The organism is Ignavibacteria bacterium (genome assembly GCA_016873845.1).
GTDB lineage: Bacteria > Bacteroidota > Ignavibacteria > Ch128b > Ch128b > JAHJVF01.
Window position 1 is genome coordinate 1 of the sequence record VGVX01000023.1, and the last position, 10,602, is coordinate 10,602.

Sequence of the window (10,602 nt, forward strand, 5' to 3'; positions counted from 1 at the left end):
GAAGTATCTGTCCATTCATAAATATCTTTGCCAGACACAATTCTTTTATAAGAAGTATCTAGCTCACCTCCACCAGTAATAAAAATCTGAGCCACATCGTTATATCCGCCAAATGAAAAATTAATTGCGTTAATCTTCTCCATCACACTTTGAGGTGTTCCGATTCGATTATTCAGCGAATCGAGTTCAGAATATTGATAGTTGAATATTTTTCCAGCAGTAAGAGAAAAGCTTACATTAATACCAGCTCCAGGTTCATTAGGGGAATCTTTTTTTGTACATGAAGCGATAAAAACTGCAGCGGCAATTGCTGTAATAAAAATTATTTTTGATTTCATAGTTCCCTCTCTTAAAATATTTTAAGTTTAATTCTTTAATCAAAGTTAATTAATTGAATTTTAATTTTCCTTTTCAGGTTTAAGAAAATATTTATGTGCAACCTCAACAGGAAACAACTCAAGTTTATCGAACCATACTTTTCCTTTCCCTTCGAGCGCACATTTTACAAGCAGGTAAGCGATGTTTTCGTTTTGTGTCCGAATCCAGGTCGTATAGTAAGTCCAATCCGTTGTACCTTCGATAAGATCTGTATTTGTGACTGTTAAAAGACTATCCCTTTGATCATATAGTTCGAGTGAAATAAATGCAGCATCTGCATTTTCAGTTTTGATGAAAGAATTAAAAATTAGTTTTTTATCAAAGGGGACATTTTCAAACTTCTGATATATAAATATCGAAACCGGTTCACTCCTCTCAAAAAATTTTTTATCTGAACTAATCACAAAAGATTTTCTTCCGTCTTTATAATTCTCATCAGAATATTCCAAATTAACACCCGCGAAAAAATCATTTGCTTTTATCCAGTGATTGAAGCCGGGCTCTTCAAAAGAAGCATTCAAAAGAATGTTTTTTGTGAATTCAATATCTTTAGTCGATTCTGACTCGGTTTTAGAGATATTAGAGTTTCGATTCACCGCAAATAGAATAACAAGCGTAACAACTGTTGCGATTAGAGTAAGAATAAGAAGAAATTTCTTTCTTAATAATTCGTTCATCTTAAATGTTTCACTTAGAAATTTTAATCGACAAATTAAAATTGTAAATTTGAACAACCGAATTGTTCTGTTCAAAGTTACAATTACATTATTAATATACAATAAATAAGATAGATATTGCTGTATTGAAAACTTCGATAATTATTGCGTTTTACAATAGAATCGATTTTATTCAGCTTGTGCTTGCGGGATTTGAGAGACAATCGTTCAAAGAGTTTGAAATAATAATCGCTGACGATGGTTCAGATGAAAAATCTTTGTACGAATTGAAAGAAATTATTAAAAAATCATCGCTCAGTATAAAACATGTTTGGCATGAAGATAAAGGTTTCAGAAAAAATAAGATTCTGAATAAAGCTGTAATTGAATCTGCGTCAGATTATCTCGTCTTTGTTGATGGCGATTGTATCCCTCATCGCGAGTTTACCGCCGAGCATTTCAGGAACAGAGCGGAAAAAAAATGTTTGGCAGGCAGGAGAGTTAATTTATCTAAAAGGATCACTTCCAAATTAAATCCTGAAGAAATCAAAAATGGTTTTCTTGAAAAAAAGCTCGTTACAATTCTTTTCGATAGTATTTTTGGTAAAACTTATGATGCCGAAAAGGGCTTTTATATTAAATCGCAGTTTGTTAGAGAAATTATAAATCGAAAAAAACGAGGGCTGCTCGGCTCAAACTTCTCTATTCATAAAAAAGATCTTTTGGACATCAACGGCTTCGATGAGCGCTACGACGGAGCTTCGGTGGGCGAAGATACAGATATTCAATTCAGATTAGAGCTTAATGGAGTTAAGATTGAATCGTTAAATAATGCAGCGATCCAATATCACATCTATCACGATTATCAAGAAAGAGCAATGAAAAATTGGGAGATATTTAAATCTGTGAAAAAGTCCGGAATTTATTTTACGCCGTATGGAATCCAAAAATAATAGCTCATTTTTAGTTTTTTCTACTGAACAAATCTTTAAAGGTGAAAAATAAATACTTGAAAATTTTGTCTCGCCCGGAAAAGGTCAAAAATATTCTTGTTGTTCGTCAGCATAATCAAATTGGGGATATCATCGTCTCAGTTCCAATGTTTGCTGCATTGAAAAAAAAATTCCCGAATGCATCGCTCGCGCTTGCAGCAGCACAAACAAATTATCCAGTTCCATTTTTAAAGATGAATCCCTATTTAAGCGAAGCGATCGTATTTGACAGATCTTCACTTATAAATGTAATTAAATTTTTTATCAAGCTGCGAAAAACTAAATTTGATATTGGCATTGTTCCATCTACAATAAAAATTTCGAGGACTTCCCATTTAATAAATTATCTTTCCGGTGCAAAAATTCGGATTGGCGTGAGGAGTGTCGGAAGTGTTTCAAATAAATCTTCCAGATTATTAAATATTAAATCCGATTACGAATGGATAAAAAATAACATTCATCAGATTAAAAGAAACCTTGATGTTGTTCAGCAGATTGGTTGTTTCTTATCGGAGGAAGAAATTAACGATTGTCTGCAGAGTTCAATTCAGAGGAATCTTCCTTTTGCTGAAAAATTTATTCACAACCAATACAAAAATAGGAATAAACCACTAATTGGAATTCATGTTGGGGCGGGACAGAAAAAAAATATCTGGCCAGCTTTGAATTATTTTCAGCTAATTGAAAAGCTGTTGGAAAAATTTGCATTGAATCTCTTGATTACTTGTGGACCTCTTGACAGTGAAATTGTCGAGAAATTGAGCCATAAATTTAAAAAGTTGAAAATAAAATATGTCGTCGAAAAGGAATTTGAATTAAATGATCTAACCGGGATTATTAGTAAAATGGATTTATTTATTACAAATAATACCGGAACTATGCACATTGCGGGAACCACCGGCGTGAACATGATTTCACTTTTTACTGAAGCAGAAGCGGCGGAATGGAATCCATACGGCGAGAACAAATTTTACGTACAATCAAAAACAGATAACATCAACGATATATCCGTCAATGAAGTCTTGGAATTAGCGTTAAAAATTTTGAATAAGCAGAATTAATTAAACACAATTTGTTTGAAATGTTTATTAACAGACGATCAGTGAAAATATTAACAAGAAGGGTATTAATCTTAGTGTATAACACTTTTCATTAATCAATTTGAAAAAATCAAAATCAAAAAATGAAAGTGAATGTGAAAATTACAACTAATACTATGATCACAGTTAAAATTAAATACTGAAATCGTTTTGAAGAGTCGTTGTTAGCCATTAACTACTCCTTATAGTTATACTAAATTTCCCCCAATGTTCATTTAAATATTATCAATCAAAAAATAAATTGCAAGTCCATCTCGATATGATCACTCCCGAATTTCAATTTGAGATAATATGTATACACCGGCACCAAATCCAACCATAGGACAAGCTCCTTCATAAGTTGAAGATTCTTCTCCATATAGTTCGGCAATCAAATTAAAATTTAGTTTTGACTGTTCAACAATCCAATTTATTAATTGATTCGCTTTTCTCAATTCTCCGAATTTTTTAAGAGAAGAGGCTATCCTAAGGTTCAGAAAAATCCACTCCTGACTATCGTACCAATCGCCTTTGTTGATCCGAAAATAACCTCTCTGCTTTTCTTTGAATCTTAAATTACGTGCGTAATTGTTAAAATGAGAATTAAAAAGAGATTTATCTTTGATCAGTTCAAAATTAAATACTTCGAACGTCGAAGCATCAAAATGATCGTACTCATTCGGATTGACGGATTCAAAATTTCCTTTAAAATATTTTTTTTTGACAGTTAAATAATTATTTATTCCGCTAATCAATCTGTTATATGCAGTGAGAATCCATTTGGAATAATCAATATCTTTTAAACGACAAAGTTCGGCAAATGACAATAATCCCCTCGCACAGGCGATAGTTGTATATGCAAATTGCTTCCCCGGCAAATGCCTTTCCCACGGACCTGAATCCTTTCGGATTAGATTATTTTTTTCTATCGAATTAATTATTACATCCACTACTTTATTTTTAATTATCTCAAAATTTTCGTTGAGAAAATTTTCATCGTTGCTATTTTTTACATATTCAGAAAAAGCCCAAAGGAAAAGTCCGAACCCATCTAATTCAATATTCGGTCCATTTTCATTATAGTCCGATTCTTCAACTCCAGTACCAAAATATCTGCACACGGAAATTAAATAATCTGAACTGATGCCATAGTCAATTCCATCGGAGTGAATAAATTTTTTATAGAATCCTGTTTCCGCTTTAATGAAAAAGTTTAATGCACTCTTTGCTTCGCTTAAAAAACCGAGTTTTGTTAATGCAAAAATAGAGTAGGCAGCGTCACGTATCCAGCAAATGTTCCACATCCCCGGTGGAAGCGATGCTAGAATTTGTCCGCGTGATTTCGGAAATATTTCACCTTGAGAAACTTGTGACATTTTCAAAACAGTTATTGACTGCTCGAATAAATTCCGTTCATCTATACTCAAGTGTTGTGTAATATTTGCTCTCGCAAACAATTCCTGAGAAAAGTTTAATTCACGCTCAACAAAATCATGAGAGGTAAGAATTATAGCTTTAGCATTTAGAAGAACTTTCGAATTATTATGCAGCGAATCGTTAAACGAAAAAAGAAAATACTTTTCCGTCTTGCCATCAGCTCTTTGTTTAATGATTTCTTCGGAAACAATTTCACCTGCAGCAGTAGAGTAGTTTACATTTATATTCTCAATTTTCTCAGCATTTCCTGTAATTGTGATGTAGAAAACTTTATTATCCTCAGTAAAGGAAGTTAAATATCTGACTTCGAAATTTTTGTATTTAACTAAGATTAAATGTGAATTCTTCTCGTATTCAGTGGAAAAAGGGGAGTCATCAGTTTCCAACTTCAGATTTTTTATGAAGGGTAATACTTTTCTTGCAGAATCATAAGCAGCAAAAATATGAGGGTAAACATTTTCAATCAGATGCAATTTTTCATTGTAAACAGCAGCAATTAATCCGTTCGAAGTAACTAATTGATAAAATGATTTTTTCGGGCCAGGTCCGAGATTCAATTCTTCAACATAATCCTGTTCATTAAAAATTCCCAAAATGCCGGAGTGAATTCCGCCAGGCGCACCCATATCATAGACCCGCACTGCAAGAACATTTTCCTGTTTTAGTAGTCCTTTTGGAATTTGATATGCCCTCTGCTGATTCCAAGTTGATTGAGCTAACGGTGGAAATTTACCTGATGATCCAATTAGTGTTCCATTCAAATAAGTTTCATCACTATCATCGACTTTTCCAACTAAAAGAAAAAGTTTTTCGTTTAAGTTTTTGATATCAACAGAAAAATGAAGCCTATACCAAGCGAATCCGTCATAATTTTCAAATCCGGAATTTTCCCAATGCGAAGGGACTTTTATTTTTTCCCAATCTGAATTATCGTAGTCGGTAAATTTATAATTCGCATCATCTCCAACCTTAAATAACCATTCATTCGAAAACTGAATTACTTGAGAAAAACTACAGGCTTGATTAAGAATAAAAAAAAATAAAATTCTTATCATCATGAGTTTACTTCAGCTTGCGAGCTACGACAAGCGTTTTTTTAACCTTATCAACAACTCCATTGGTTTGATTTATTGCTTCGAGCAGAACTGCATAAATACCAATTCTCAGTGGCTGCTTGTGATCATCAAGACCATTAAAAATTATAGATCCTCCAGCACTGCTTGGTTGGTTATCCGCGAGGGTTCTTACGAGTCTGCCTTGGCTGTCATATATTCTGATACGGATCGATGCAGTCGATTGTGAAAGTTTGTAAGTGAAAATTGTAAAATCTTCGAATCCGTCATTATCTGGCGAAAATGGATTTGGAGAAATCTCAAGAGAAGATTGCGAAGGAAGAGTTCTCGTGAAGATACTGTTTTGTTTTCCAGGCGAACCGCCAAGTATATTTACTGAGGTACTCCAGTTTTTTGCATCAGTTGATGAAAGAAGTGGATTAATTCTCTCAAGTGATCTTCCTTTTGTATCTTCAATTTCAGAATTGTGCCATTTAGCATTGTAAAAAACACTGTCGATAGTATTTCCAAATAGATCGATAATTTTAACCATGTCTTCGGTATTTGATAAGCTGAGGTCAGAACGATTCGCAATTACAACATAATAATTCGGTGAACCTTCAGCCAAATAAGAAAAGTGTTTTAAATTCGATGAATCCGCCGACAGAATAACATATCCACCAGGTGGAATTTTTTTGATCTTTCCCGATAAAGTTAAAGTCAATCCACCATTTTCAGTGTAACGCCAGCCGGCTATGTTTATTGTATCGGAGGTTGTATTATAAAACTCAACATATTCTGAAAGTCCGCTTAACTGATCAAACATTATTTCATTAATAACAAATGAATTTCTTGAATAGCTCTTTGCATCTTTAGCGCTGTTTTCTTGACCTGGCGTTCCGCCGCTGTCGGCGAACGATGCAACCCAATTCGATTGTTTGGTTGAACTTTCTGTTAAGCTAATTCTCTCGAGAGAATTTCCTTTTATTCCCCAGCTTGATAAATAAAACACAGAATCCATCACGGCACCTCGATGATCGTAAAGTACGACACCATCTTTGTCATTGTTTAAAGCAGGAATACTCACTCGTATAATTTTTGAAGGAATTGATGCGTAGAAATTTTTTATTGCGGTTGTATCTGTTGCAAGAATTAAAAAAGATTTTGGCAAAAAATTAAAATCAGAATTCGTGATCGTCGCCAAGGTTGGAGTCGATAAAACGTCGGAGATTTTCCAACTTTTTAAATTTATTGTTCCATCAGTATTATTGAATAACTCAACCCACTCCGGCTCACCTGTTAAAGGATCAAACATAAATTCATTTATGAGTATTGACTTCGGAGAAAGTCCAGGCTCTATTGAAATGGAAAAATTATTATTGGATAAATTTTCATCCTGTGTAAATTCTATTGAACAAAACGCAACGACACGATTAAGGATCCTATTGATTTTTTGTGTCGCAATCACCAACAAAGAGTCTCTTGCATTTAAATTGGAGATTGGCACGCTGGGCAAATCAATATCTGGAATCGAGTCGCCATTCGTATCGTATGAAAATTTAACGCTGAAATTCTGAGCAGGATTCAATCCCAAATTTTTTATCATTGCACTAATGGAGATTGTATCGTTCAAAACCGGAGCAGACGGCGAAAAGAAAATTGATGTGACTCCAAGATCATACTCCTTTGGAGATACGCTATTCGATCCTCCCGGTGAACCATTAATCACAAGACTATTAGCCCAATTACTCGCAGAGTTATTTGCGATAAGAATGACTTTTTCATCGGAGTAGCCAGTCGGATTAGGGACAGAATAAGTATAGGAAGAAGTTGTATCTCCTTTCGAGTTGATTAATTTTAACTCTCTTGCTTCAGTATTAGCCATTCCTGATGTACCGAATGAATGATCATGAATCTTTAAGATAAGAGACGAAGAAGGAACGGTGTATCCACCTAAATAGTCTTGTTCAAAGATAATTGCATATTTTCTCGGTGCGAGTTTAGTTCCATATCCAGCATCTGTGATATTATCGGGCGTGGAAGCCGCATAACGGATTTTCCAGCTCGATAGGTTGAATGAATCAGTATAACTTGTATTGAACAGCTCGATAAATTCATTATTTGAAAATGAGGTCACCGGATTGAACATTATTTCAGAAAATACAATGGATGTATCCGACTGAGAAAAAACCAAGCTGACGTGCAGGACGATTGCCAGCATGGGAATAAAATAAAATTTTTGTTTCATAGCGGAAAAATAACATAAAATTATTGCAGTTGGAAGATACAAAGGAATTTTTATCAAAGCTATTGGGAGGCGGGGGTAAAAATAGGGCAGACAAGTAGAGATTGAATAAAAAAAAATATTTGTTATCTTTGCATTCGAGGAATAGTGAACTTTACTGAAAATAAAGCTCAGGATATTTATATAATTGGTGTTAAACTCAGTCGCACGAGTATTTATATGGCGAACGAGTTTAAAGACTTTTTAAATCAGGCAATTGATAAAAAAGAGAAAAAAATTCTTGTCGATTTCTCTGAATGTGATTTCATCGATAGTACCTTTCTGGGAGTACTTGTAATCATATTAAAAAAAGTAGTGGCAATTGGCGGCAGCATTCGATTAGTAATTAATAATCAAAATGTAAAATCATCTCTCGAAATGACCAGGATGAACAAAGTATTCAAGGTTTACGATGATCTCCAGACCGCTATTTCAAGCTTTAACGAATAGTTCATCATTCTCAAACTTCTGTTAATTCATTCTCACTCAATAAGGAAAATAAAATTGAGCAACTCTCCAGCTAGACATCGGCAATTAAATATAACTTTCGTCACATCATTTGTTTTTCTTATCCTGATGCTTTTTAGTAATCCATCCTATGCTCAGTTTTGGGAAAGAGTTGATTCAATATTTAGTCCTTCCGGTGTAAATGTCAGCAGTTTCTCAGCTCCAAACTTTGCAGATTTGGATGGCGATGGCGATTATGATCTTATACTTGGAACAACTTCTTCAAGCAGAATCAAATACTTTCAAAATATAGGAACAAAATTCCAACCCAAATTTAAGGAAGATACTTCAACGTTCTCTTCGATTTATTCCGGTGGTTATGTAGGGACAAATTCTTACTATCCTACTACCTGCGACATTGATAATGATGGAGATATTGATTTGATAATTGGCGGTTATAATGGACTATTATTTTATAAGAACATTGGCGATTCGACTTTTCCAGTGTGGCAGAAAGTTGATACTCTCTTTCCTGGAATTAATTCGCAAATCGGTACTGATGCCAAACCTGAGTTTGCGGATTTGGATCGGGATGGAGATCTAGATTTGCTTATTGGAATTGGAGAATCCCTCTTCGGTGGACCAACTGCAGGCATAACGATGGGCTTCCGAAATACAGGAACAAATACATTACCAAAGTTTGTGAAGGACAATGCATTGGTACTTGATTTGCCTGATGCTGGACTCAATTCTTATCCTGCTTTAGCTGATTTAGATTCTGACGGAGATTCTGAATTATTATTAGGGCGTGATCTATCGAGCTATCTTTATTATGCAAATACTGGAACAACTAATCCAGTTTGGACCCGCAATACAACTCGCTTTCAAATGGTGGAGACAAAAACGTATTGGAAGAATCCAACTTTTTGCGATTTGGATGGTGACAATGATTACGATTTGATATATGGAACTTCCGATGGAACGTTATATTTTTATAAAAATATTGGTACGCCAACCTCTCCTGAATATCAATACGATGGTTCACAGTTTCAAGTAATAAGAATCGAGGGGGGGGCATCGACTGTTTCTTTGGCAGATTATGATAATGACGGTGATATTGATTTGATGAGCGGTGATTGGCTTGGAAAGTTTCAATATTTTAAAAACGAAGGAAGCAGCTTAAATCCAAAATTTAAAAAAACAGAAACGATTTTTACTAACATTGATATCGGTTCTTATTCTTCGCCGGTTTTTGTTGATCTCGATCAAGATGGCGACTACGACATCGTCTCTGGTGGATTGAATGGGAAAGTCTATTGTCACATTAATAATGGAATGTTTTTCGCGGCAAATACTACTTTGTTTGGGCATATTAATGTTATTGGAAGAGCGGCGCCGGCATTTGTTGATATTGATGGTGATGGAGATTTGGATTTATTGGTTGCTGCTGAACTTTCAGCAAATGCTAAATTTTTTCTGAATGACGGATACAATAATTTCACGCAAAAAGATTCTTTAATATTGGGAGTGACTTTCCCGCGAGATGCACATCCGTCTTTGGCAGATGTTGATGGAGATTTTGATTTCGATTTAATTCTTGGCGGGATTGATGGAAAAATAATCTACTATGAAAATACTGGAAGCAAAACTAATCCAGTCTGGGAAAAAAATGATACGTTCTTTGCCAATGTTCGTGTAAAGCAGCACGCCGCACCTGGATTCGCCGATCTCGACGGAGATGGAAAGCTTGATTTAATCCTCGGTGAGTACGATGGAAATTTTACGTACTTTAAAAACAATCTTTCGACTTCGTTTGTAAATTATTATGTAAGACCCCCCGATGAATTTATTCTATCGCAGAATTTCCCGAATCCGTTTAATCCTTCAACAAAAATTCGGTTTTCAATTCCTGTGGATAAAAATATTAATCAGCTTTATCGTGAAAGGGATGGAACGCTTAAAGTTTATAATGCTTTGGGACAGGAGATAGCTACTTTGTTCTCCGGGCCAATTCGTCCAGGAACTTATGAGGTCGATTTTATTGCTTCGACTTATAATCTGCCAAGCGGAGTATATTATTATATGCTGACACTTTCAAACGGATACTTTGAAACGAAAAAGATGTTATATCAGAAGTAATAAGTTTCTCGAGGATTGAAACACTGAACATTCGCGCCCAGCCTTTCTGAGAATCTGTGGTAAATCTTGTTATCTTTTTTAACCAGCAGTTCAACTTTATTAAAATGAATTTTTCACAAAAAAAAGCAGTCCCGATCT

Annotated in this window: 8 protein-coding genes; 4 read left to right on the top strand and 4 right to left on the bottom strand. The window is 34.7% G+C overall.

The annotated features are described in order from the left end of the window. On the bottom strand, positions 1–338 hold a 338-nt coding region (locus tag FJ213_06320; GenBank protein MBM4175774.1), incomplete at its 3' end, for a hypothetical protein. Positions 339–398: 60 nt separating this feature from the next. Beyond that, positions 399–1,055 (bottom strand): hypothetical protein, encoded by a 657-nt coding sequence (locus FJ213_06325; GenBank protein ID MBM4175775.1) that lies wholly within the window; start codon positions 1,053–1,055, stop codon positions 399–401. A 116-nt stretch (positions 1,056–1,171) separates the two neighbouring features. On the opposite strand from FJ213_06325, the gene FJ213_06330 reads away from it, so the two are divergent. Beyond that, a complete protein-coding gene (locus FJ213_06330; protein MBM4175776.1) occupies positions 1,172–1,987 on the top strand; it encodes a glycosyltransferase in 816 nt (271 codons plus the stop codon). A gap of 56 nt (positions 1,988–2,043) precedes the next feature. After that, positions 2,044–3,087: a glycosyltransferase family 9 protein gene (locus FJ213_06335; GenBank protein ID MBM4175777.1), complete on the top strand. Its 1,044-nt coding sequence runs from the start codon at positions 2,044–2,046 to the stop codon at positions 3,085–3,087. 302 nt (positions 3,088–3,389) lie between these two features. Here the strand turns inward: FJ213_06335 and FJ213_06340 are convergent, their stop codons facing one another. Next, positions 3,390–5,600 (bottom strand): hypothetical protein, encoded by a 2,211-nt coding sequence (locus FJ213_06340; protein MBM4175778.1) that lies wholly within the window; start codon positions 5,598–5,600, stop codon positions 3,390–3,392. Between the two features lie 4 nt (positions 5,601–5,604). Next, positions 5,605–7,842, bottom strand: a complete 2,238-nt coding sequence (locus FJ213_06345; GenBank protein ID MBM4175779.1) for a hypothetical protein — start codon at positions 7,840–7,842, stop codon at positions 5,605–5,607. Positions 7,843–7,986: 144 nt separating this feature from the next. Between FJ213_06345 and FJ213_06350 the strand changes: the two genes are divergently transcribed. Together FJ213_06350 and FJ213_06355 are read left to right on the top strand one after the other, a co-directional pair. Continuing rightward, positions 7,987–8,328 carry an STAS domain-containing protein gene (locus FJ213_06350; GenBank protein ID MBM4175780.1) on the top strand — a complete coding sequence of 114 codons (342 nt, stop codon included), beginning with the start codon at positions 7,987–7,989 and terminating at the stop codon, positions 8,326–8,328. A 54-nt stretch (positions 8,329–8,382) separates the two neighbouring features. After that, positions 8,383–10,464, top strand: coding sequence for a VCBS repeat-containing protein (locus FJ213_06355; protein MBM4175781.1), 2,082 nt, complete (start codon positions 8,383–8,385; stop codon positions 10,462–10,464). Positions 10,465–10,602: the final 138 nt, after the last annotated feature.